At 59.6% G+C, this 21,899-nt stretch carries 26 protein-coding genes and 1 tRNA gene; 12 read left to right on the top strand and 15 right to left on the bottom strand.

Annotation, left to right across the window (positions count from 1 at the left end; translation table 11 throughout):
• Positions 1-422, bottom strand: a 422-nt coding sequence (locus MOV76_RS30085) for a homocysteine S-methyltransferase family protein (protein ID WP_247265911.1), incomplete at its 3' end; no start/stop codon positions are given.
• Positions 423-691: 269 nt separating this feature from the next.
• Here MOV76_RS30085 and MOV76_RS30080 point away from each other — a divergent pair.
• Entirely contained in the window at positions 692-1,951 is a 1,260-nt protein-coding gene (locus MOV76_RS30080; RefSeq protein ID WP_247265910.1) for an AGE family epimerase/isomerase, read from the top strand.
• A 78-nt stretch (positions 1,952-2,029) separates the two neighbouring features.
• Here MOV76_RS30080 and MOV76_RS30075 read toward each other — a convergent pair whose 3' ends face one another.
• The 8 genes from MOV76_RS30075 to MOV76_RS30040 all read right to left on the bottom strand — a co-directional run bounded on the left by MOV76_RS30075 (position 2,030) and on the right by MOV76_RS30040 (position 9,324).
• Entirely contained in the window at positions 2,030-2,653 is a 624-nt protein-coding gene (locus MOV76_RS30075) for a DUF2799 domain-containing protein (protein WP_130729278.1), read from the bottom strand.
• Positions 2,654-2,785: 132 nt separating this feature from the next.
• Positions 2,786-3,283 carry a heme-degrading domain-containing protein gene (locus MOV76_RS30070; protein ID WP_018446594.1) on the bottom strand — a complete coding sequence of 166 codons (498 nt, stop codon included), beginning with the start codon at positions 3,281-3,283 and terminating at the stop codon, positions 2,786-2,788.
• Positions 3,284-3,475: 192 nt separating this feature from the next.
• Positions 3,476-4,087: a flavin reductase family protein gene (locus MOV76_RS30065; RefSeq protein WP_018242918.1), complete on the bottom strand. Its 612-nt coding sequence runs from the start codon at positions 4,085-4,087 to the stop codon at positions 3,476-3,478.
• A 3-nt stretch (positions 4,088-4,090) separates the two neighbouring features.
• A complete protein-coding gene (locus MOV76_RS30060; protein ID WP_247265909.1) occupies positions 4,091-4,834 on the bottom strand; it encodes an aspartate/glutamate racemase family protein in 744 nt (247 codons plus the stop codon).
• A gap of 1 nt (position 4,835) precedes the next feature.
• Positions 4,836-5,657, bottom strand: coding sequence for an ABC transporter permease (locus MOV76_RS30055; protein WP_115157201.1), 822 nt, complete (start codon positions 5,655-5,657; stop codon positions 4,836-4,838).
• A 1-nt stretch (position 5,658) separates the two neighbouring features.
• Complete coding sequence (locus MOV76_RS30050) at positions 5,659-6,573, bottom strand: ABC transporter permease (protein WP_018242921.1); 915 nt, start codon at positions 6,571-6,573, stop codon at positions 5,659-5,661.
• A 311-nt stretch (positions 6,574-6,884) separates the two neighbouring features.
• Positions 6,885-8,183 (bottom strand): PotD/PotF family extracellular solute-binding protein, encoded by a 1,299-nt coding sequence (locus MOV76_RS30045; RefSeq protein ID WP_018074083.1) that lies wholly within the window; start codon positions 8,181-8,183, stop codon positions 6,885-6,887.
• A 52-nt stretch (positions 8,184-8,235) separates the two neighbouring features.
• The gene (locus tag MOV76_RS30040; RefSeq protein WP_020493400.1) at positions 8,236-9,324 is read right to left on the bottom strand and encodes an ABC transporter ATP-binding protein; all 1,089 of its coding nucleotides are present in this window, start codon (positions 9,322-9,324) and stop codon (positions 8,236-8,238) included.
• Positions 9,325-9,591: 267 nt separating this feature from the next.
• Between MOV76_RS30040 and MOV76_RS30035 the strand changes: the two genes are divergently transcribed.
• Positions 9,592-10,302 (top strand): GntR family transcriptional regulator, encoded by a 711-nt coding sequence (locus MOV76_RS30035; RefSeq protein WP_018242923.1) that lies wholly within the window; start codon positions 9,592-9,594, stop codon positions 10,300-10,302.
• A gap of 62 nt (positions 10,303-10,364) precedes the next feature.
• Here MOV76_RS30035 and MOV76_RS30030 read toward each other — a convergent pair whose 3' ends face one another.
• Together MOV76_RS30030 and MOV76_RS30025 are read right to left on the bottom strand one after the other, a co-directional pair.
• Entirely contained in the window at positions 10,365-10,778 is a 414-nt protein-coding gene (locus tag MOV76_RS30030) for a DUF4174 domain-containing protein (RefSeq protein WP_018242924.1), read from the bottom strand.
• 199 nt (positions 10,779-10,977) lie between these two features.
• Positions 10,978-11,361, bottom strand: coding sequence for a hypothetical protein (locus tag MOV76_RS30025; RefSeq protein ID WP_018446599.1), 384 nt, complete (start codon positions 11,359-11,361; stop codon positions 10,978-10,980).
• A 355-nt stretch (positions 11,362-11,716) separates the two neighbouring features.
• Here MOV76_RS30025 and MOV76_RS30020 point away from each other — a divergent pair, with 355 nt between their 5' ends.
• Both MOV76_RS30020 and MOV76_RS30015 read left to right on the top strand, forming a co-directional pair.
• Positions 11,717-11,923 carry a hypothetical protein gene (locus tag MOV76_RS30020; RefSeq protein ID WP_018242926.1) on the top strand — a complete coding sequence of 69 codons (207 nt, stop codon included), beginning with the start codon at positions 11,717-11,719 and terminating at the stop codon, positions 11,921-11,923.
• Positions 11,924-11,948: 25 nt separating this feature from the next.
• Positions 11,949-12,179, top strand: a complete 231-nt coding sequence (locus MOV76_RS30015) for a DUF2934 domain-containing protein (protein WP_247265908.1) — start codon at positions 11,949-11,951, stop codon at positions 12,177-12,179.
• Positions 12,180-12,266: 87 nt separating this feature from the next.
• On the opposite strand, the gene MOV76_RS30010 is transcribed toward MOV76_RS30015, so the two are convergent.
• A complete protein-coding gene (locus MOV76_RS30010) occupies positions 12,267-14,192 on the bottom strand; it encodes a DUF5054 domain-containing protein (protein ID WP_018242927.1) in 1,926 nt (641 codons plus the stop codon).
• Positions 14,193-14,528: 336 nt separating this feature from the next.
• Entirely contained in the window at positions 14,529-14,723 is a 195-nt protein-coding gene (locus tag MOV76_RS30005; RefSeq protein WP_018242928.1) for a hypothetical protein, read from the bottom strand.
• A gap of 123 nt (positions 14,724-14,846) precedes the next feature.
• Here MOV76_RS30005 and MOV76_RS30000 point away from each other — a divergent pair, with 123 nt between their 5' ends.
• The 3 genes from MOV76_RS30000 to MOV76_RS29990 all read left to right on the top strand — a co-directional run bounded on the left by MOV76_RS30000 (position 14,847) and on the right by MOV76_RS29990 (position 16,674).
• Positions 14,847-15,572: a LuxR family transcriptional regulator gene (locus MOV76_RS30000; protein ID WP_018242929.1), complete on the top strand. Its 726-nt coding sequence runs from the start codon at positions 14,847-14,849 to the stop codon at positions 15,570-15,572.
• Between the two features lie 236 nt (positions 15,573-15,808).
• On the top strand, positions 15,809-16,474 hold the full coding sequence (locus MOV76_RS29995; RefSeq protein WP_018242930.1) for an acyl-homoserine-lactone synthase: 666 nt from the start codon (positions 15,809-15,811) through the stop codon (positions 16,472-16,474).
• Complete coding sequence (locus MOV76_RS29990; RefSeq protein WP_018242931.1) at positions 16,471-16,674, top strand: hypothetical protein; 204 nt, start codon at positions 16,471-16,473, stop codon at positions 16,672-16,674. Before MOV76_RS29995 ends, MOV76_RS29990 begins: the two co-directional genes overlap by 4 nt.
• A 121-nt stretch (positions 16,675-16,795) precedes the next feature.
• Here MOV76_RS29990 and MOV76_RS29985 read toward each other — a convergent pair whose 3' ends face one another.
• Entirely contained in the window at positions 16,796-17,164 is a 369-nt protein-coding gene (locus MOV76_RS29985; RefSeq protein ID WP_018242932.1) for a response regulator, read from the bottom strand.
• A gap of 201 nt (positions 17,165-17,365) precedes the next feature.
• On the opposite strand from MOV76_RS29985, the gene MOV76_RS29980 reads away from it, so the two are divergent.
• Both MOV76_RS29980 and MOV76_RS29975 read left to right on the top strand, forming a co-directional pair.
• Positions 17,366-17,441, top strand: a tRNA-Ile gene (locus MOV76_RS29980).
• 789 nt (positions 17,442-18,230) lie between these two features.
• Complete coding sequence (locus MOV76_RS29975) at positions 18,231-18,938, top strand: hypothetical protein (RefSeq protein ID WP_247265907.1); 708 nt, start codon at positions 18,231-18,233, stop codon at positions 18,936-18,938.
• A gap of 2 nt (positions 18,939-18,940) precedes the next feature.
• On the opposite strand, the gene MOV76_RS29970 is transcribed toward MOV76_RS29975, so the two are convergent.
• The gene (locus tag MOV76_RS29970) at positions 18,941-20,137 is read right to left on the bottom strand and encodes an adenylate/guanylate cyclase domain-containing protein (protein WP_247265906.1); all 1,197 of its coding nucleotides are present in this window, start codon (positions 20,135-20,137) and stop codon (positions 18,941-18,943) included.
• A gap of 171 nt (positions 20,138-20,308) precedes the next feature.
• Between MOV76_RS29970 and MOV76_RS29965 the strand changes: the two genes are divergently transcribed.
• From MOV76_RS29965 to MOV76_RS29955, 3 genes are all read left to right on the top strand, one after another.
• Positions 20,309-20,458, top strand: coding sequence for a hypothetical protein (locus MOV76_RS29965; RefSeq protein WP_247265905.1), 150 nt, complete (start codon positions 20,309-20,311; stop codon positions 20,456-20,458).
• A gap of 405 nt (positions 20,459-20,863) precedes the next feature.
• Positions 20,864-21,190 (top strand): hypothetical protein, encoded by a 327-nt coding sequence (locus MOV76_RS29960; protein ID WP_247265904.1) that lies wholly within the window; start codon positions 20,864-20,866, stop codon positions 21,188-21,190.
• Between the two features lie 157 nt (positions 21,191-21,347).
• A complete protein-coding gene (locus tag MOV76_RS29955) occupies positions 21,348-21,620 on the top strand; it encodes a hypothetical protein (protein WP_247265903.1) in 273 nt (90 codons plus the stop codon).
• The last annotated feature ends 279 nt before the right edge of the window (positions 21,621-21,899 follow it).

The raw sequence follows: 21,899 nt of genomic DNA, 5'->3' as shown, positions 1-21,899 counted from the left end.
AAGCGGCGGCGGCCGTCCTCGCGCTCGGCGCGCAGTGCCGCCCGGCGCACGATCTCGGCACCTTCCTTGTTGAGGTCATAGACCGCACCTTCCATCTCGTAATCGGCCTGCGCGATGCGGGTCGAGGAGAAGGTGTTGGTCTCGAGAATGTCGGCGCCGGCCTTGGCGTATCTGTAATGGATCTCTTCGATCGCATCCGGCTGGGTCAGGATCAGAAGGTCGTTATTGCCCTTCTGGTGACAGGCGCAGCCGATGAAGCGCGTTCCGCGAAACTGGTCTTCGTCATAGCCGAGCCCCTGGATCTGCGTGCCCATGGCGCCGTCGAGAACAAGGATGCGTTCGCTCGCGGCTTGTTTCAAAGCTGCGAACACTTCACTGCCGTCACGCTTGCCCGTTTCCGGACCAAAGAGATTGTCAAACACGGGAGGGCTCCTTGACGTCATAAGACCAGACTTCCAAATCACATAAAGATATCTTTATGTCAATATATGCCTGGCGATTTCGTGCTTTGCAAGTCTACAGCGCCGCGCGTCTTTTAAGACGCGCAAAGGACGCTGTAGCAGTTTGAATCTGCGCATCGTGTTTTCCGAAATTCGATTTTCGGAAAGCACGATGCGCTAGCCAGATGACAGGCTTGCCCGACCTCTATATAGGCGTTTGCGACGCTTGTGCACGAAATCGGAGGAGCATCATGGCACCCGCAACCGGCAACGCCGCGCTTGGAAACTGGACGACCCGCGCCTATCATCGCGACTGGCTGCTGACCCAGGCGAACGGTCTTTTCGATTTCTTCCAGCACAATTCGGTCAACCCCAAGGGCGGTTTCTACGATCTCGACGACCAAGGCGGGCCGCTCGATGCCGAGGGCCAGGTTCGCGGCATCCATATCGCCGCGCGCGCCGTGCATTGCTTCTCGATCGGCGCCCTGCTCGGCCGTCCCGGCGCTGCCGACGTCGTCGACCACGGCATGGACTATATCTGGAACCATCATCGCGACCGGAAAAATGGCGGTTATTTCTGGTCCCTCAACAATGATGGTCCTGTCGATTCCAACAAGCAGGGCTATGGCCATGCTTTCGTGTTGCTTGCCGCCTCAGCCGCAAAGACGATCGGCCATCCGCTTGCCGACGGCATGCTTGATGATATCACCGACATCCTGAATACGAAGTTCTGGGAAGCGAAACACGGCGCAATCGCCGAGGAATTCACCGCCGACTGGCAGCCGCTCGACGGCGGCGCCTATCGCGGCCAGAACTCCAACATGCACCTGACCGAAGCGCTGATGGCGGCCTTCGAAGCCACCGGCGACCGGGACTATCTGACCAAGGCCGAAAGCATCGCCGATCTCGTCATCCGCCGCGCCGCCGGTTCGGTTGACTGGCGCGTCGCCGAGCATTTCGACGCCGAATGGAATCTCGACAAGACGTATTATCATCCGAACGAAATGTTCCGCCCGGCCGGCACGACGCCCGGCCACTGGCTGGAATGGGCCCGCCTCATCCTGCAGCTCTGGGCGCTCGGCGGCAAACGCATCGAATGGATGCCGGATGCGGCCAAGGCGCTCTTTGCGCAATCCATGGCGCTCGGCTGGGATAACGACAAGGGCGGCTTCTTCTATACGCTCGATTGGGACGACAAGCCCGCCAAGCGCAACAAGCTCTGGTGGCCGGCCTGCGAGGGTGCGGCCGCCGCGCATTTCCTCAACGAACACCTGCCGAGCGATTTCCATGAAGAGACCTACCGCAAGATCTGGAACGTGATCGAACGCGCCTTCATCGATCACAAGAACGGCGGCTGGCACGAGGAGCTGACGGAAGATCTCGTTCCCTCACACTCACTGTTCCCCGGTAAGGGTGACATCTATCACGCCCTGCAGGCCTGCCTCATCCCGCTCTTCCCGGCGACCGGCAGCCTGACCAAGGGCATCGCCGAGGCCGGCGGGAAGCTCTGAAGCAGAGCATGGTGCCGAAAAGTGCGAGCGGTTTTCGGACGACATCATGCTCTAAATAGACGCGCGGCGCTGTAAGGATCAGTAACCCGGCGCCGGCAGTTCGGCACTCGGGTTCCGCTGGAACCACTCGACATCCTCGTTGACACGGTCGAGATCGTCCTGCACGTCGCGCTGGTCGCGGCGGATGTCGTGCATGTCGTCTTCGAGATCCTCGATCCGCCGGCGCAATTCCGAACGGTCGCCGTCCTTGGCATCCCTGAGCTTGTCGGAAAGCTCGTCGATATCAGTTTCCTTATTGCTATAATCGCTCTGCATCGAGCTGAGCCGCGCCTGCAATTCGTGCTGCTTGCTGCCGAGGTTGAAGCCGCGCAGGAAGCCCGGCGCGGTCTCGGGCGGGCAGACATTGGCGTAGCCGCTGCCCGCCTGGCCGCGCGCAAGCCCGCTGAGCGGCGTGCAATAGCGCACGAGACCGGCCTGATATCCCTGAAACCAGATCGTCTGATCGGGCACGATCTTGACGCGCTCGCAGGATTTCGCATGGGCGGCGAAGCGCTGTTGCGGCTCGTAGCCCGTCGCGCCGTCGCTCTCGCCGATCACCCGCCAGTCGGCGGCGACGCATTCCTCCTTGGAAAGCGTGTTGCAGGAGGCAAGCAAAAGGCCGAAGCCGATGGTGGCGGCAAGCGCGAGGAACAAACGGATCATGGCGTCCCGGGATAAGATAGGAGTGCGATGCCGCAGCTTAGCCGCACGGCAAGCCCGCGTCACCGGCACGGCGACGCAAATTTGCAGTTTTCGTGGCTTTTTTCTGTCAAAATTACGGCGGGAGAAACCGCATCAGAGCGGCGGAGCAAGCCGTAGCGTATCCAGATCCTTCGCCAGCATCAGCGCCAGCGCCTCGACCGCGAGATTATGGTCGTCGCGCTGCGGCAGTCCTGAGACGGTGACGGCGCCGATGCAACCGGTGCCCTTGACGTTGATCGGGAAACTGCCGCCATGCGGCGCATAGTCGGCGCCGGAAAGCCCGTTATCCTCGACCGTCTTGCCGTCCTTCTGCAGCTTCAGGCCGGAGGCGTAGCTGCTGCGGAAATAACGCAGCACCATATTGCGCTTGCGACGCACCCAGTTGACGTTGTCGGGCGTCACACCTGGGAGTGCCGCATAGAAGACCGGCATCGAATGCAGGGTCACGTCGATCGCGATGCCGAGGCCGCGCTCGGTAGCGAGTTCCTGCAGGAGCTTGCCGAGCTGCCATGCCGTCGTCAGGTCGAAAGCGTCGAAGCTCAGGACTTTCTCCTGCTCCGCGATCCGGCTGAGATCGTCCTCGATTGTCATGGGTAAAGCGCTCCTCTGCCGCAATGATCCGTAGCCGACCATTCTCGCGGGAGCCGAAAAAGTAAAGCAAAAACTTGGGCCTATCCCAGGAGCAATTCCAGCAAGAGTGCGCAGCGGTTTTGCGTCCGGAATTGCGCGAAGACAAAGAGATAGAGCACTTTCGTGACTCGAAGAAAACCGAAATGCCCTATGTCAGAGCTTCGGCGTCAACATCTCGAAACGGTCGCGGATGGTGGCGCAGGTATCGCCGCCGAGCCTCGCAATGGCATCGACGGCGGCCGGATCGACATGCAGCCGTTCCGGATCGACGACCCCGTCGCGGTAATGCGCATAGACGATCTCGCCCATGACGATCTGCCGCGAGCGGCCAAGCTCCAACGTCACATGCCGCCGGCATTCGAAGGCAGCAGGCGCCTCGGCGATAAAGGGCGAGGCCACTTTCTCGCCCGGCATCGCCGTGAGGCCGGCTTCCTTCAACTCGTCGACGCCGCGCGGATATTTGGCGCCGCAGATATGCATCGCCTCAGCGATCGCGAAGGAGACGATATTGACCGTGAACACCTCGGTCATGCGGATATTGTGGCCGGTGTCCTTGAACGACATGTCGGCATTATTCTCGACCCCGATCGCAAGGATCGGCGGATCGGCCGACAGGCAGTTGAAGAAACTGAAGGGCGCGGCGTTGATCCGGCCATTCTCGTCGACCGTCGTCACCAGCGCGATCGGCCGCGGAATGATCGTGCCGATCATTAGCTTGTAGCGTTGGCGCTCGGTAAGCTGCTCGAAATCGAAGGAAACGGACATCGGTCAGCCGACCTTCAGGATCGGCGAGAAACCGCTCATCGCCCCGGTGAAGGGTTTGGGCAGCGGCGAGGCGTAGGAGCCGCGCTTGCTGGTGCAAAGGCCGAGCGACACCAGCGCTTCGGCCTGCTTGACGGCGGCGGCGACGCCATCGACGACAGGCACGCCGTAGATTTCCTGCAGCTCACGCGCCAGATCGGTCATGCCGGCACAGCCGAGTACGATCGCCTCGGCTCCGTCTTCTGAAAGCGCCCGCTCGATCTCGGCCCTGAGCTTGCCGATCGCGCCGGAGGCCGCATCTTCCAGCTCCAGCACCGGAATGTCGGAGGCGCGCACCTTGGCGCGGTCGCCCATACCGTAGCGGCGCACCAGATTGTCGATCAGCACCCGCGACCGCTCTAGCGTCGTCACCACGGTGAAGCGCTGCGCCAGAAAGCCCGCCGTCACCACCGCGGATTCGCAAAGCCCGAGGATCGGCACATCGGCGAAGGTTCGTGCCGCTTCGAGCCCGGTATCATCGAAGCAAGCGATCACGGCCGCATCATAACCCGCCACCTGCCGGTCCCTGAGTTCAGCGAGCAGACCGGGGATCGCCAGCGCGCCGTCGTAATGTCCCTCGATGGAAACCGGCCCCATGCGCGAGGTGGCGGCGATGATCTCCGTGCCGGATGCCGCCACCGCCCGCGCGGCGGTCGCGGCCTTCTCGGTCATGGAGGCCGTGGTGTTCGGATTGACGATGAGGATGCGCATGTCAGTTTATCTTTGCCTGCCGCCGGCTGAGCATCGTCATGATGCCGAGTGCGACGAGAATGATGGTGAAGGAAAACAGCGTCGTCACCGTGCCGAGCGCATAGAGCACCGGCGTCGTGACGTTGGTGGTCATGCCGTAGATTTCGAGCGGCAGCGTATTGTAGGTGCCTGATGTCATCAGCGTGCGGGCGAATTCGTCATAGGAAAGCGTGAAGCCGAACAGGCCGACGCCGACCAGGCTCGGCGCGATCATCGGCAGCACGACATGGCGGAACGTCTGCCAAGAGCTGGCGCCAAGGTCACGCGCCGCCTCTTCATAGGCCGGCGAGAAGCGGTTGAAGACGGCAAACATGATCAGCACGCCGAACGGCAGCGTCCAGGTCAGATGCGCACCGAAAGCCGACGAATACCAGGCAGGCTTCAGCCCTCCCTCCTGGAAGACGACGCCGATGCCGAGCGAGATGATGATCGACGGCACGACGAGACTGGCGACCGTGGCGTAGAACAGCGCGGTCGAACCGCGGAAGCGGCGGCGGAAGGCAAGGCCAGCGAGCAGCGAGACGACGACGGTCACCACCATCACCATCACCCCGAGGGTGAAGGAGCGGCGGAAGGAAGCGCCGAAATCGCCGACCGCCTGCTTCTCGAACAGGTTGAAGAACCAGTGCGTGGAAACACCGTTCATCGGGAAAGTCAGGCCGCCATCCGGCCCCTGGAAGGAGAGGATCAGGATCGCCGAAAGCGGGCCGTAGAGGAACAGCACGAAGATGATGAAGAAGATCGCCAGCAGGTAGAATTCCAGGCCGCGTTTTTCGTGGTTCATCTCAAAGCTCCTTGCGGATGTCGACGACGCGCAGGATGGCCGCGACCATCAGGAGCACGACGGCAAGCAGCACCACGGCGTTGGCGGCAGCCGCCGGATATTGCAGCAGCGACATCTGGTTCTTCATCATCAGCGCCACCGAGGCGCTCTGGCCGCCGGACATCACCTGCACCGTCGAAAAGTCAGCCATGACGAGCGTGACGACGAAGATTGTGCCGATCGCCATACCGGGTTTGGCGAGCGGAATGACGACGTTCCACAGCACCTGCCAGCCGGAGGCGCCGGCATCGCGCGCCGCCTCGAACAACGATCGGTCGATGCGCATCAGCGTGTTGAAGATCGGCGTCACCATGAACAGCGTATAGAGATGCACCATCGCGAGCACGACGGCGAAATCGGAATAGAGCAGCCATTCGATCGGCTTGGGAATGATGCCCATATTGATCAGCGTCGAATTGACCAGGCCGTTGCGCCCGAGCACCGGGATCCACGAGATCATGCGGATGATGTTCGACGTCATGAACGGCACGGTGCAGACGAGGAAGAGGATCATCTGCGTCGAAGTCTTGCGAATGTGGAAGGCCAAGAAATAGGCGACCCAGAAGCCGATGACAAGCGTCAGCGACCAGACAATCGCAGTGAATTTCAAGGTGTTAAGATAGGTCTTCCACGTCACCCATGAACCGAGCGTGTCGGTGTAGTTCATTGTCAGGAAATCGGGATAGAGACCGGCAAAATCGTAGTCCCAGAAGCTGACGACGCCGATCATGGCGATCGGCAGCAGGAAGAAGAAGCCGAGAATGACGAACAGCGGCGTCGCCTGGAGATAGGATATCGCCGATGGGGAAAGCCTCAGTCCGCGCCCGCCGCGCGCGCCTTGGCCGTCCTCCTCCGTTTCCGCCGCGATGGTCGCCATGATCCGGTTCTCCGTTGTCTCATTGTCAAGCGTGACGACCGAGGGCTCGTGCCCCGCCCCTCGTCCGCCTGCCGGCACCTTCTCCCCGCCGAGGAGAAAAGAATCGCGGCGGCACCTAAGCCACCGCGCACCTCAGTTTCGTCTCGCGGCCAAACCGCGAACTCCCTCTTCTCCCCAGCGGGGGTCCAAAGGACGGGTCGAGACCCGTGGGTCGACCCCGGTCAGATGCCCGAAGGGCAGGTGAGTGGGCGGAGCGAAGCCACGTCTTGAGCATCGCCAAAGACAGTGGCTCTCCACCCTCTCTGCGGAGATCAGGCAGCGATGAACTCGTTCCAGCGACGGACCATGTAGCGGTCCTCGTCCATGACGGAGTTCCAGCAGGCAACCGCGCCCATGCGGGCTTCGAAGGAACCGCCGTCGCGAACGGCGCCGGCCTTCTCCATGACCTTGCCCTCGGGAGACAGGATATCACCCTGCGCCGGCTTGCCCTCGATCCAGTAGCCCCATTCGTCGGCCGACATGAATTCCTTGGCGGTGTCCATGCAGGCGGAATAGTAACCCTGGCGGTTGAGGTAGCCGCCGACCCAGCCCGACGTGTACCAGTTGATGTATTCATAGGCGGCATCGAGCTGCGCGCCCTTGAGGTGCGAGGCAAGGCCGAGACCGCCGCCCCAGGCGCGATAGCCTTCCTTGAGCGGCTGGAAGGTGCAGGCGATGCCCTTCGAACGGACAGCGGCGACGGCCGGCGACCACATCGATTGGATGACGACTTCGCCCGAGGCCATCAGGTTGACGCTTTCGTCGAACGACTTCCAGAAGGCACGGAACTGACCGTCACCCTTGGTCTTGATCAGGAAGTCGATCGTCTTGTCGATTTCTTCCTTCGTCATGTTGCCCTTGTCGGCATATTTGATCTTGCCGGAGGCTTCCATGATCATCGCCGCATCCATGATGCCGATCGACGGGATGTTGAGGATCGCGGTTTTGCCCTTGAAGGCCGGATCGAGAATATCGGCCCAGCTGGTGATCGGACGGCCGGTGAGGTCGGGGCGAATACCAAGCGTATCGGCGTTGTAGATGGTCGGAACCATCGTCATCCACTGCGTCGGCTCCTTGGCGAACTTCTTGGAACCCTGCGCCTCCACGAAGCCGACCGTGTGCGGCGCTGTACCCTGGGCGATGACGCTTTCCGGCTTCAGCTTGCCGTTGATGAACAGCGGCACGATCTTGTCGTAATATTTCAGCTTCTTGACGTCCATCGGCTGCATGACGCCGGTCGGGAACACCTTCTTGGCGATCCAGTATTCGATGTCGGCAATGTCATAGCTGTCGGGCTGGGTGACGGCGCGCTGGGCGGCGGCGTCGGAATCGGTTGCCGTCATCTCCAGCGTGATGCCAAGATCGGCCTTGCACTTCTCGGCGATGGCATTGATGTTCGAAACGCCGGTGCCGAACTGGCGAAGCGTGATGTTCGTCTGCGCCCAGATTGTGGGAAAGCCGGTGATGGCGCCGGAGCCGGCGATGGCGCCGACGGCGGCAGCACCCGTCTTCAGCAGCGTGCGACGGGAAAGTCCCTTCTCCGCTTTGGTCGATGTCGTTTCAGTCGTCATGTCAGTTCCCCTTTTCTTGGATAGAAGGTTCAGTGTTCTTGATGGTGATGGCTCATGCGGAAGAGCGGCCGAGAAGCACGGCATCTTCGAGCGCCCAGCTGAGCGAGACGGTGTCGCCAACGGCGACCGGCCGGGCGAAATAGTCGCCGTCGTCGGCAATGACGGTGAAATCGTCGCTTCCCGCGCCGATAACGGTGATCTTCACGGAAGAGCCGCGATATTCGATGTTGGAGACGATGCCGTCGAAGCCGAGCGTCCATTCGGTCGCCACCTGTAGGCGCACGCGGTCGGTGCGGATACCGATATCGACAGGCTCGCCGACCTCCCTGTCCGTCCCGCGCACGGAAAAGCTCTGCCCTTCCGGCACGGTCATGACGAGCACGCCGTTCTCGCTCGAAGTCACCCGGCCGGACAGCACATTGTGGTCGCCCATGAAGCGCGCGACGAAGGCAGTCGCCGGCCGTTCGAAGACCTCGCGCGGGGCGGCCGCCTGCTCGATCCGGCCATCATTCATGATGACGATGACGTCGGCGAGCGCCATCGCCTCTTCCTGGCTATGGGTAACGTGCACGAAGGTGATGCCGAGCGACTTCTGCAGCTTCTTGAGTTCGGCGCGCATGCGGATCTTCAGGAACGGATCGAGCGCCGACAGCGGCTCGTCGAGCAGCAGCGCTTCCGGATCGGTGATCAGCGCGCGCGCCAACGCCACGCGCTGCTGCTGGCCGCCGGAAAGCTGGGCCGGACGCCGGTTGGCATAGGCCTCCATCTGCATCAGCTTCAGCATCTCGAGCGCCTTGGCCTGCCGCTCCTGCCTGTCGACGCCCTTCATCTTCAGGCTGAAGGCGACGTTGTCGATCAGGTCGAGATGTGGAAACAATGCGTAGGACTGGAACATCATTGCCGTGCCGCGCCTGGCCGGCGGAAAATCGGTGACGACGACATTGCCAAGCCTGATATCGCCCGACGAGATGCTCTCGTGACCGGCAATCATGCGCAGCGTCGAGGTCTTGCCGCAGCCCGACGGGCCGAGGAAGCAGCAATAGGAGCCGGCCGGAATCTTCAGGCTGATCGCATGGACCGCCGTCGTCGCGCCATAGACCTTCGAAACGGATACTATATCGATCTCTGCCGCTTTCGACATCATGCCTTCCCCTGTTCGGAAAAGACGATGCATCTGCCGTGCCAAACTCCGTTGCTCGCGTCAAGCCATTGCGAAATCAGGCTTTTTTCGACGAAAAACTTGCGAGAGCAAATTATATGCACAACGAAATCTGCACATGATTTAGGCTATCGTGCACAGTTTGTGCAGAAAATCGTATACAATATTGCCATCATTTCGGGCACAAATTCCGTTTAACTTTTGCCGCGAACACGGATATGGTTTCTCGTCATCAGGAAATCGATTTTCATGAAATCCGCCGCCAAGGCTCAGCAAGCCGAAGACTCCGCCGAAACAGGCGCGCAACAGATCCGCGATGCCATTCGTGAAGCGATTGTCGAGCGCAGGCTCTCGCCCGGCACCAAGCTTTCGGAGAGCGATGTCGGCAATCTCTTCAACGTCAGCCGCACGCTCGCGCGCGCCGCCCTGCAGGCGCTGTCCTATGAAGGCCTCGTCAGCGTCGAGAAGAACCGTGGCGCTTTCGTCGCCTATCCCTCGCCGGAAGAGGCTCGCCAGATCTTTTCCGCCCGCCGCCTGGTCGAACCCGGCATATTGCGCGAGGCCGCGGCGCGGATCACGCCTGATGACATCGCGCATCTGAGACAGCTTCTGCTGGAAGAAGGCCGCCTGATGAGCGAGCGCGGCCAGACGGCGCGCCGCGCCGAAATCAAGGCATCGGGCGATTTTCACCTGACGCTGGCGCTCATATCAGGCAATTCGATCATGCAGCGCTTCATGGAGGAACTCGTCGCCCGCTCCTCCCTGGTGATTGCGCTCTACGGGCAGTCGACCGCATCGAGCTGCGGCCACTCCGAACATGGTGACATCATCTCGGCGATCGAAGCCAACGAACTCGACCGTGCCTGCCAGCTGATGCTGCATCATATCGCCCATATCGAGGCCGATCTCGACCTGCGTGAACGCAAGAGTCTGGGCCTTAAGGAAGCTTTCGAACTCTGAACATGCAAAAGCTGCGGGGCGGATGCTCCACCGCGCTCCGCTTCAAACGGAATCTCGAAACACTACCAAGGCGTCTTCTTCGGCAACATCTCGAAGGCCGCGAAGATATCCTCCGCGGTCATTGGCTCGATCGAGCGCAGCTTCACGGTTCCGTCGCGTCCGATCAGGATCAACCCGAACTCGCCGGTCGGCGGCCCCTGCAGCCGCTCGCGAATATCGTCGGCATCGAGTTCCCAGTCATCGTCGAACAGCGCAAACGCGCCGCCGCCGGCAATGCTGAACACTTCGACGTCTTCTTCGATGAGGCGCATATGCGCCTTGCGCAGCCATTCGTCCTGAATGAGCGCGCGGTCGTCTTGCGCATCGGCGAAGATGATCAGCACCCGCTTCCTGTCGCGAAACTGCTCGAGCGATTGCGGAAGGTCAGGCTCACGCCTCGGTGTGCCCATGATTTCATGAACGATGGATTTTAGCATGGTACTTATTCCTCGCCCGTCACGACTGCATAATTCCTTAGATCGGGATCGATTTAAGGATAGAATTATGCGGCAATTCAAAGTGCCACAGCGGCGCTGTAGCGGCGGGCCGTGCCTGCCGAATTAAACGGTTGGGAATAGGTGAGGTTCCGCCAGGAAGCGGAAAAGGATCGCAGCCATGGCCGCGATCCTCATCCTGTCAGTCGCGGCTCTGGTCTTCGGACGCGTGGGCCGAAACGGCAACGAGATCCACGGCACCGGTGGCGAGAAGGCGCTTGCGCACCAGCACGCGCATGACGCGCGCCGCCGTGGAGAAGGTCATCTGGTCGAGCGGGCCTTCGCCCTCCCACGGCTTGGTCAGCCGTTCAGTGACGGCGCCGACAATGTTCATCGGCACGATGTCGGTGCATTCGCGCATGGCTTCGAAAACGAAGCTGATTGGAATGACCCTTCCTTCGTGGGTCACGATCGGCTCGGTCAATTCGCTGTCCCATTCCTCAAAGGCATAGAGCGCTTCGCGAAACAGCTGCTGGAGGGTAAACGGCGCGTGGCCGTTATGAAGTGGCGGCAGTGCATTCATCATGTCTGTCTCCTCTTGTTGGATTGAAGCCAAGTCCTCCGGTATCGGTCGGCATCAACGCGGGGAACGAATATTTGCCCCTGCGGACCGAATAACACGATTGATTCTATAGAGTAACGCGCCGGGGTAAAGCCCATTTATCAACCGCTGCGGAAACGAATTCCATAACACCCTGATATTTCTGCATGTTTTAGGCGAAATTTTCTGAGCGTCCCGCATTCTTAAAAATCTATGCCAGCCGCTTCAGATCGCTCCGGAATGGCACGCCGAGGCGAAAAAACCCTGAAAATTCACGGAACTTTTGTCTCTGTAATTTGTTTTGTTCTCACATTCGCAAAACAGTCTGGGGTTATCACCAATGACGCAAATCCATGAACCGGAGCGCCGAAGCAGAATCCTGCGCGGCCGCCCCTATAGCCTTGACGAATTCGCCTCCAAATATGGCCTGCATGGCGATCAGGCCGAAAGTCTTTTCACCCGTTTCGGACCCTCCTCGATCGAACTCGACCTGCTGATGGCAGCCAAACGCCGGCCACCGGTTCTGCAGGACAAAATTGCCGAATAATACTTTAGACGAGTGGAATGGATAGATGAGCAATAGACGCCACGAATGGATCAGCAAAAGAGCTTACGCGATCTGGGAGAAACAGGGCCGTCCTCACGGCCGCGACGACGAACACTGGCGCCAGGCAGTTGCCGAACGCGATGCACTGGAGCGCACGAAGGCCTCTTCCGACGGTCGCGAAGTACTGAAGTTTCGCCCGAGGCAGCCCGAAGCGCTATGCACCGGCTGGCTCGGCCGATCGGCAAGCGTCGGCTGAACCGCTTCCTGTCTCGGCCCGGACGGCTCAATCCGTACCGGGTCGAGCGGCAAATCCCCGCGGGATCGCATCCCCGTTAGGGGTGACTCAGTCGAGCCTTAACCGGAAACGCGCCTGAAAATCTCCCTGCCACCACATCGGGAAATTGGTTCCCCATTTATTGTTGTGCAGATTGAAACGGATGCCGGCGGTGAAATCCGGCAACGTCCTGCAAAACGTCATGAAATCTGAGCCTTGCGGCGCAACGAGCGGCGCATCGAAGGTTTCGATTGTCAGCGGACCATCGGCAAGATCACCGCGTGCCGATGTCACCGCCTGCAATTGTCCGCCGCCGCTCGTCGCAATATTCCCCGATCGATGCCAGAGGCCCATCTTGCGGAAATTCCACTCCGCGGCACGATCAGGCGTGAAGGAGAGGAAGCTTGCCTCCGGCATGCGGTTGGCCGGCTTGTCAAGCAACGTCAGACGCAGATCAAGACGATCGCCCTCGGCGGTGAAATGCAGCATCACATGCGGCGGCGCGCCATATTTCTGCACGGCCTCGACCGGCATCGACAGAAGGATGCCCGCCTCATCAGTCGCTTCCAGCACCGGCAGAAAAATCTTCGAAAGTGCCGCCCCCGACCGGGCAAGCCCCGGCTTGTCATGGTCTAGTATCGCCCATTCCTGCCGATGAGTCAGATAGGTCTGCATGTGACGGTTGATGTCGCCGGCATCGTAGCTCTCGTATCGATAGGCGATCAGCGAGCCGTCGCGGCCGGTGATCGTCCTGCCGGAAGGCGAGGTAATTTCGGCAATATCGCCGCTCACGCCGTCGAGCGCGATCGACCAGCCACCGGCCTGCAAGCGGAGCTCCCGCCCACCGCCCTCGATGACGGCAGGCGTGGCGAGTTCGGCGAGCACGGCCTGGGCCGCCTTCCGGTCCGTCTCGTCGAGCTCCGAAATCGCCTGGTCGAGATAGGCCCGCTGCTCGTCCCATGAGGCTTCGGTATAGGCGAAGCGATAATCGGATCGGCGTGCGGCCTCGAAATCGGCCCGCGACCACGCCTTGTCGTCGCGCAGATAGGATTTGATATCGACGCCGCAGGTATGCTCGGCCACCATCGCCAGCCCGCGCCCGAAGGCAAGACGCCGCGCGTCGAGACCATCCGCCGCGAAGCGGTCGTAGAGCCGCTGCAGCGCGAGAAACCGCGCCGTCTTCACCGGATCGCTGCCGCTGCCATGGATCCAGCTGTCGCCGAGTTCCAGCTCGACCACAGGAAAACGCTCACGCTCGCTCCAGAGAATGGCGCCGTAATCCTCGAGCGTTGCTGCGCGGATGATCGCATCCGGCTCACGGGCGCGCAATTCGCGATAGGCCTCGGCCGTCTGCGGCACGCTCTGCGGCCCGATATTGTCGTTGGTATGGGCAAAGCTCAGGCCATCCTCGAAACCATCAGGGAAACAGGTCTCGCCATAGGAGCGCTGGTACATGACGACCACCTCTTCGCCGCCGGGCACCCGCCAGCGGAAGATGTCGGGCACATCGGGCGGCGGTGAGGCCGTATTGACGCCGAGATGCAGGAAGCGGATGCCCGCCTCGGCAAGCAACGGCACCATGCCGAGCGTATGGCCAGGCACATCGGTCATCTTCGCCGCGATCGTCGTCTTGCCGAAACGCCGGTCGAGCTCCTGCGAATAGGAAAGCCCGGCCCGAAAGAGATCCGGCGACATCAGCTCCGTATGCGTGGTGAACGGCAGGCCGTGCCAGCGGATCTGCCCGCGCTCGATCGCCTGCTCCAGCGCTGCGACCTCTCCCGCCGAGCGCGAATTCAGATGGTCCCAGATCAGCCAGGCGCCTGTCGTCCAGATGAATTTCGGCTCTTCGGGATTTTCGGCATGAAAATGCCTGGCCGTCTCGATCGCCTGCGGAATGAAGCGCTCGTGATATTGCCGGCGGACTTTCTCGGCATGGTCGGTAAAGCCGATATCGAGATGGGTCTTGAAGACCAGATGCACGCGCTTTTCAGTCATTCCATTTCACACATCGGTGATGACAGTCGAAACAGTCTGCAGCCAGTGGCGGTACAGGTGAGGAGTGTAACCGTTTCCACAAGCACCCTTGCTCCTGCCGCAAACGCTCCGTCAACCGTTTTGGCACAAATCCATAAATTAATGCGGATTTCTTAACCATATATCCAGAACGCAGCGTCCGATCCTTTCGCCGCCAAATCGAATCACGACATGAATGAAGACGTGTTCATTGGCAATTTTGCAGAGCAGAAAGGCGGTGGGATTTCCCTGCCGACCGGCGTGGGTGGCCCGCCTAAATTGCGGAGAAAGGGCTGAGCCGTTCGGGAAGGCCGATCGTCAGAAAGCGTTGGTTTCCTGGCAGAGCGCCCGGTGAACCTCGGTCCAGAACAGCGCCAGCGGCCTGTCGCCATTGCGTTCGGCAACGAGGGCGCGGATCAGCGCTTCGGAGCCTGCCATGTCCTGCCAGCTGGATTTCAGGCCCTTGGCGGCCTGTTGGCATTCGGCAATCTCGAATGGTCTCTTGCTGTCCATATGAGGTCTCCTCATCACAGGCGCTAGCAGATGGGACCCGGATTGTCATTCCCCGCATATGTGGGGATGCCTTGTATTTGTGACGGCCCTCGCGGTAGGATTGAGGGAATTGGGGCAGTGGAAATGATTGAGAATACCTATAGCGAAAAGTTCGAGTCCGCGTTCGAACAGATCAAGGCGGCGGCCAACGTGGATGCCGCCATCCGTATTCTCCAGGCGGAATATAACCTCGATTTCGTCACCTACCATCTCGCCCAGACGATCGCGAGCAAGATCGATTCGCCCTTCGTGCGCACCACCTATCCGGATGCCTGGGTTTCCCGCTACCTCCTCAACAGCTATGTGAAGGTCGATCCGATCGTCAAGCAGGGCTTCGAACGCCAGCTGCCCTTCGACTGGAGCGAGGTCGAACCGACGCCGGAGGCCTATGCCATGCTGGTCGACGCCCAGAAACACGGCATCGGTGGCAATGGCTACTCCATCCCCGTCGCCGACAAGGCGCAGCGCCGCGCCCTGCTGTCGCTGAATGCCCGTATACCGGCCGACGAATGGACCGAGCTCGTGCGCCGCTGCCGCAACGAGTGGATCGAGATCGCCCATCTGATCCACCGCAAGGCCGTCTATGAGCTGCATGGCGAAAACGATCCGGTGCCGGCATTGTCGCCGCGCGAGATCGAGTGTCTGCACTGGACCGCCCTCGGCAAGGATTACAAGGATATTTCGGTCATCCTGGGCATATCAGAGCATACCACACGCGATTACCTGAAGACCGCCCGCTTCAAGCTCGGCTGCGCCACGATCTCGGCCGCCGCGTCGCGGGCTGTTCAATTGCGCATCATCAATCCCTAGCCCTTTGTGCGTCCAAACGGACGCACGGCGCTCTAAAGCCGGTCGCGATCTTTCAGATTCGCTCCTCGCGCTTTCAGTCTTTGTTTTGGCGCATGTCGTTATCGCAAAACCGCTGCACACTTTTGCGCGACATGCTCTGATCCCCCTCATCTGGGGGGGCCTATCTGAGGGAATTTCCGATCCGGCTCGCCTGAACCATTCTGCTTTCCACGAACTTGAAAACGCTGGAGGGCAAAATGTTCGTTATCATTCAGGCACATGAGTATCAGAAATACGCTGCCGTACTCGACCAGATGTTTCGTCTGCGCAAGAAGGTCTTCGCCGATACGCTCTGCTGGGACGTTCCTGTCATCGGCCCTTACGAACGTGACAGCTACGATTCGCTTGCTCCCGCCTATCTCGTCTGGTGCAACGACAGCCGCACCCGTCTTTATGGCGGCATGCGCCTGATGCCGACGACGGGCCCGACCCTTCTCTACGACGTCTTCCGCGAGACGTTCCCTGATGCCGCCGATCTTATCGCCCCCGGCATCTGGGAAGGCACGCGCATGTGCATCGACGAGGAGGCGATCGCCAAGGATTTCCCCGAGATCGACGCCGGCCGCGCCTTCTCCATGATGCTGCTCGCGCTTTGCGAATGCGCGCTCGATCACGGCATCCACACGATGATCTCCAACTACGAGCCCTACCTCAAGCGCGTCTACAAGCGCGCCGGCGCCGAGGTGGAAGAACTCGGCCGCGCAGACGGCTACGGCAAATATCCCGTCTGCTGCGGCGCCTTCGAAGTCTCGGACCGCGTGCTGCGCAAGATGCGCGCCGCCCTCGGCCTCACCCTACCCCTTTATGTCAGGCACGTGCCGGCCCGCTCGGTCGTGACCCAATTCCTGGAGATGGCAGCATGAACCGCCTCGCTGAAACCGCTACGCAGACCTCAATGCAGAAGGATATCGGCGCGCTGGAGCGCCATGTTCTCGCATCCCGCGACATCGCCACGCAGATCGGGGATCCCTTCCTCTCCTATCTCCTCTCGATGGCGCTGTTCACGATCTACGAAAAGAAAGCCCATCACGAGAACGAGGCGCTGAAGAGCAGCTTCAGCTGAGGGTGCGGTTCCCCTCCGCCCGCCTGAAGACGAGCATGTCTCCCGGCGCCTCGCGCGCAGCCGCAAAAACAGTCCCCGTTTTGCGGCTGCGCGCCCCTGCCATGTCATCAGGACATTGCCGTTACGTCATCAGGGAATTGATGGTCGATATCAGCGCGTCGTGCAGATAGGGCTTCGGCAGGAAAGCGGTATTGGCGGGCAGCGCCATCGGGTCGAGCCGCACCATGCCGGAGGTGATGATGATGCCGATGTTCGGCCGCATCGCCCTCACCCGCTTGGCAAGCTGGAGACCGTCCATCGAACCGGCCATATTGACGTCGGTGAACAGGATATCGACATCCTGCCTGCCCTTCAGCACCACCAGAGCCTCGTCGGCATTCGCCGCCTCCAGCGCCACATGGCCGACCTCCTCCAGCACATCGAGGATATTGAACCGGATCAGCGGCTCGTCCTCCACGATGAGCACCACGGCACTGTTCGAAGCCACCATCTGCGATCGCCCTCTTCATGCGGAATGTGACTTGGATAAGTGTAGCCCGCGCGAGAAGGTTCCAGTGGCTGCCCACGAATTATGCATCGTCCACAGATGCTTGCGCTGCCCGCTTGTGGCTCCTTGCAATTTGCGTTAGAGCGAACCGATGCTCGCGGGAACCATTGCCCCGGCATCACGGCGCCGGCCACCCGACGCCAAGGGCCTGTAGCTCAATGGTTAGAGCCGGCGGCTCATAACCGCTTGGTTGGGGGTTCGAGTCCCTCCGGGCCCACCACTTTTTCCAGGGTTTTGCGCCGTGCGGCCCGTATCGCCGGCTTCCCCTGGTCAACAGGACGACGGCTTTATATCGCCTCCTGTCCCGCATATTTTACAGGAAATGAGCGGTGTTTTCAAACCCTTAGTGAACCGCTGGATTGGTCACTCCTGCACGACGCTGAGCTTCTTTTGCCTTGGAACGCCTGACTGCCGTTCGAGCGCCGGTTCTAACCGCCCCGTCCTGCGGCGGCTAGGCGGGATTCCACTCGCGGAGTTCCAGCGGTTTGGTCAACGGAACGGTCGACAAATCAGGTCCTGTGCCTTGTATCGAACAATTGGGAAGTATGGGAGGAGCGATTGGCTATGAGTTCGCCGGTGTTCGCTTTGTTAGCCGTCACCGCGGGGCCGGCCGACTGCGCCACCCGCCCCGATGCATCACGTTCAACTTCAAATGTACCACGAATCTCAAGCCAATGCATTGGAATTGCTCCGGGGGAGGTTCTTCCGGGCCTGATTCCGTCCAAACCGCGGACGTTGTAGCCGGCTGCTCCATGAGACCGGAAAGGCTACCCGCTTGGGACTCGACTCAAACGGTACGAAGCGCGGGTTGGACATCTCGATCCCCGCGTTCGTCTATCAACCATCGCGACCTGGACCTAGCATCCACCGATCGCGGATTTCGTTTTGATACCGTCTCCGCGACCCAAGCTCAAGCAGGTCATTGCCTCTTTTGGATGACTCCTGTCACGTTACATTAGATGATATTAATACACTGGATGCATGCGGTTTTCGATGAGGGGGGCACGGTATGAGGGGTGCAACGTATATTCTTACGGCAGTCATCGCCGTGGCAATGGGAGCTACGGCTTCATACGCGGCTGAGGGCCGGCGGGTTTCGCTTGGATGGCAAACGGCATGCGGGGTCGATCCAGGTGGAATAAGCCGTTCAGGAGGTGCCTATGTCTTCCATAAGAGTTCCAACCATTGCAGCGGCGGAATTTTCAAGCAACGATCTCAAGTGAGTTCGGGCAACATCCCGGTCAACAGCCAAGTTAGTTATGCGTTCGATACCACCGTTTCGATGAAAGCATCACAAAGCAATGATTTCATTTTGTTCCAGATCCATGATGGTCGGCTAGGCTGCTCTCCGCCGATGAGTCTACGCTGGACAGGAAGCAATACCTTTCGCTTTGACAGCGACTATACACGCGGCAAAGGAATGGCAGGTTGCGTCGAAAATCGTGGCCTTCGGGGAGCCGGTTACCATGGACCCAGTCTCAGGCGAGACGGAACGCCTTATCATCTGCACGTGACTCTCGCGTTCGATGGACAGGGCGGATTTGACGTGTCGGTACAGATCAACGGAAGAGGCGTGTTGTCCGGACGCTACCAGCCATCGAGCGACCCGCAGTTCATCTCGTCAAAACGGTTCTATATGACACACGGTGTCTACTCCCAGAAACCCTTCGACTACGAGATGAGGTCGGTAGGCATGCAGGTCCTTCGCGCTGGGTAGCCTTACTTTATCCGCTGGCCAACTTGAGTTTTCTCGATTTCGATGACGACGGCATCCTGAGCCGGATCGATGTCATCCCACGTGGGTTTTGGTTCGCTGCCATCAGCTCGGAACTGGGTGTAGTTCTGGTGGCCGCCGGAATTTCCCGGCTGATAGGAAGCCCATGCAGTGTATGAGAGTGGTTCGTCATTTACCCAATGCCACCCGCCATCGGGTTCCTCCGCGCCTTCGTCCTGCATCAATCCGATCATTGGTCCGCTGCTTTGAGGCTCGCCATCGACGTCCTGCACGACCCAGTAACCCGGCGTCTCAAGAGTTAGGTTGTAGACGAACTCGTTCTCTTCGGCCGAGGTTATGGTTGCAAGATGTCCCTTCAAGCCCGCGGCCAGGTCGAGTAGTGCCGCCATGCTGGCCCCCCACGTTCTGATGACCAGATACCTTGAATGACCAAAATGTCCTTCGGTGACAAGATCGAAGTTCGCCAGTATGTCCTTCTCCGATTTGCTCTGAACGCGCTCGTCCTTCTTGTATGCCCGCTGCGCCCACTCCGGTGTGCGTTGCTGCGTCAGGACAAAGACCGAGGCCCCGAAAGCCACGACCGTCAATGTTGCCAGCCCAGCCAGAAACGCTGGCTTTCGAATAAATGCGGCCGACTTTCTTCTTGATAATGCTATGAAGTTCTCATCGGCGTCGGAGATCGCATAAACGTTGATCGGCTTCGCGAGGTTCTTGACATAGTGTTCGCCGATCCTCTTGAGTTCGGTAGGCAGCTTTCGGTCGACCTGCTCAAATACGCCCTCACTGAGGCATATCCCGCCTGGCTGAGCGATCGACTCCAATCTTGCCGCGATGTTCACCCCACCTCCGAGAACGTCGCCGTTCGGCAACACCGTGACATCGCCGATGTTGATTCCAATACGGTATTTAAGACGGTGCGCCGACGGTACGGTCTCGTTGTAGTTCTTGTGGGCTGCCTGGATATCAATGGCAGCGAGAGCTGCTTCGACCGCGCTATCGAATACTGCGATGACGCTGTCGCCAGCGGTATTGGCGATTGACCCCTCATGTTGACGGATAATAGCGTCCATTATCTCGCGGAGTTTTGCCAGATGAGACAAGGTGGCAATTTCATCATCTTCGACATGCTGGCTGTATTGCGCGATATCCGCGGCGAAGATGGTAGTAAGCCTCCTGCCCATGTCGACCTCCGGGTATCGAATACAGGCAATATACAATTTGGTCACTGAACCATAAAGCACGAGCAGCTCGTCAATATTAGTTAGCACTGCGCGCGGTTGAAACTGGGGGAAGCGCCTCATCGCCGAATTTTGTGTGTTTCAAACTTCGTAGATCGTGAAGGGAGTCCGCAGATGACCAAGGCCTCTCATGACATACTCAACGGCAGCAAAGATGATTCGATCTATGTTGAAATTAGGGATGCGCTCCTCCGGATGCTTTTGAAAAGCAGCCCGCAGTGGAGTTTGCCTGACGCCGAGCGCAATGCATCGATTTCTCAATAGCAGTCTGCAGCCGCCACTATTCATCCAGTTTGTGCACCGGCAGATAGGTGTTCTGTAACCGGTGTCCCACTCCCACGTTGTCCTCGCCCTGATCTGTGATCGGCTTTCCATGGACGAGCAACGAGAGTTTCTCCATGGAGAGTACATTGGAGGTTCTCACGACCAGGAAGACGGCCACGCGAGAACGCTGGACCTATAAACCGAGCGAAGAGCCGGAGCACGGGAAGCGCCGTCCCTGTCACACCTTGACCAAGAAGCTTGCTACCAACTCCAGTGCTGCCGCCATGATGGGGACGGCAGCTTCGCGTCGCCAATTGCGATCGGATTAATGGCTTCTTTACGTTGGGATAAGGGAAAGCAGCTCAGCCGTTCCCTTGCTTCTGGATAGCTTGTAAAACGCCTCGTATGTTGGAGCTATTGACTAACGCGCGTGAGAGCATCAATTTTTCCATCAGGGTCGTGCTCGGCATAGACGTTGCGATTTTCGTCGCCGGTGGCATGTATTACTTGATCATGAACGAGCGCCTTGCTGCCAAGGCTTCGAAATTCGGCAACATTACCTACACAACTCCGTTCACGATCCACACCGGGATCGCTTGGGGCTCTCCGGAGTGTCCGCAAGAGATCAGAGACGAGTATTTACATCTTCGCAGTCAAAGGCTGAAGCACAGCGCTGTCGTTGCGATCCCCATGTTGTTCTACCTCATTTTCCTTCGGCCTTATTATCAGTAGCGACACGAAGACCGCTTCTCTAATCGGGCGTTTCGTCGATTCTTCCTGGAATGTCCGCTGGATGGGCGATGGGAACTTCGGTGTCTCGCGGCCGTTTGGTTGCAGATGCGGCGTATCGGGCGGACATCCTGCGCCTCGGACGGCAGAAGAGATCGTCATGGCAAGGGATGCCGACATAACCATATTAAGAAAGCGCGGAATGCTGGCGACCGTGCGCGGCGTCCCTGCGCATAGCGTGGGCGGGGCCGAAGTGGAGACTACACCCTGCGATATGCTACTGGGTAATGCAATTCTGCATGTCGCGAGACTGGACGTTTCGGTTTGCACGACCGCCGCCGCGAGTGTCTTTGCGGAGGGCATCATGTTGAATTGCGAGGACTGCCGTCGGCTCGCCTTGAAATATGGCGACAAGCTTGAAGTTCGTGAGTAGGAAGCAAGAGCCCTGAGCACTGGCCGATCAGCTTGGACATCAACACGACATCCGACCTCGGAGCCACGAGAGAATTCAGTTCGATGATGGTGTTCGGGAGTTTCATGGTTGAGACGTGGGGCATTGAACCCGCCTCGGCTGATGCTCTTTCGTCCACCATTCTTCACCTTTGAGTTCTCGTAATCGGGCAGCGTAGTGAAGCAGATGGGGATTGCGTTCATGTCGGCCTCCGATGACGGACGCCGCATGACGTAGAAGAATATCTCCTGCCATTCAGTG

This window comes from Rhizobium sp. PRIMUS64, assembly GCF_023006465.1.
Taxonomy (GTDB): domain Bacteria; phylum Pseudomonadota; class Alphaproteobacteria; order Rhizobiales; family Rhizobiaceae; genus Rhizobium; species Rhizobium leguminosarum.
The sequence above is the reverse complement of the archived record's forward strand: the minus strand, read 5'-3'. Positions and strand labels throughout refer to the sequence as shown.